Origin of the sequence: Mesorhizobium sp. M0815 (assembly GCF_040319995.1) — a bacterium.
Lineage (GTDB): Bacteria > Pseudomonadota > Alphaproteobacteria > Rhizobiales > Rhizobiaceae > Mesorhizobium.
Genome location: NZ_JAMYOU010000077.1, coordinates 1 through 982 on the forward strand (window position 1 = coordinate 1; position 982 = coordinate 982).

General features: G+C 65.2%; 1 protein-coding gene. It reads left to right on the top strand.

All coding sequences use genetic code 11. The features are described from left to right. The coding region (locus NKI01_RS30805; RefSeq protein WP_352965857.1) for an ISAs1 family transposase at positions 1 to 982 on the top strand (982 nt) is incomplete at both ends.

The following is a 982-nucleotide window of genomic DNA, read 5'->3' on the forward strand; positions in this document are numbered from 1 at the left end:
GAGAGCTACTTTGGCGCGGTGCCTGATCCACGCGCGCCCAACGCCACGCACCGGCTTGGCGACCTGATCGTGATGATGATCGCAGCAAGCCTGTGCGGCGCCAGCAATGCGACGGAATTTGCCCTGCTCGCGCAGGAGCGCAAGCAGGCGCTGTCGCGGCTGATCGACTATGACGCAGCCCCCAGCCACGACACCTTCTCGCGGCTGCTGCGCCTGCTCGACCCGGAGGCCTTCGGTCGCGCCTTTGCTGCCTTTGCCGCAGCTTTCGCCCGAACCAGCCGAGAGACGCCCGAGGTGGTGTCGCTTGACGGCAAGGCTTTGCGGCGGGCCTACGAGAAGGGCTTGGCAGCCAGTCCGCCGTTGACGGTGTCGGCCTTCGCCGCCGAGACCCGGCTGTGCCTGGCGGCAGTCTCGCCGAGCGATGGTGAGAACGAAGTCGAGGCCGCGCTCAAGGTCGTCGAACTCATTGATCTTACGGGCAGATTGGTCACCGCCGATGCGCTCCACTGCCACACCCGCATGGCTGCGGCCATTATCCAAAGAGGTGGCGATTACCTGCTTGCGCTGAAGGGCAACCGTCGTCATTGGCTGCGCCGTGCCAACCTGCAACTGGCCGACGCCACCCCTTCCATTGCCGAGCGCACCGATGGCCGCAACGAGTGGCGGCAGGCCGAGATCGTGGCGGCGGCCGAGCCGCTGATGCCTGGCCACCAGGCCTTCATCCGCATCACCAGCCGGCGCGATCAGGCCAGACCTTTGATGCGCCTGTTCATGGCCTCCACGCTCATGTCGCCGCAGCGGGCGCTCGACCTCACCAGAGCTCATTGGCAGATCGAGAACGGCCTGCATTGGATGCTCGATGTCCATCTCGATGAGGATCTCAGCCGTGCCCGCAAGGACAATGCTCCCGCCAACACAGCCCTTCTCAATCGCCTCGCCAGAAACATCCTTCAGGCCGCCGATGCTGCCAAAGTTCCCATCA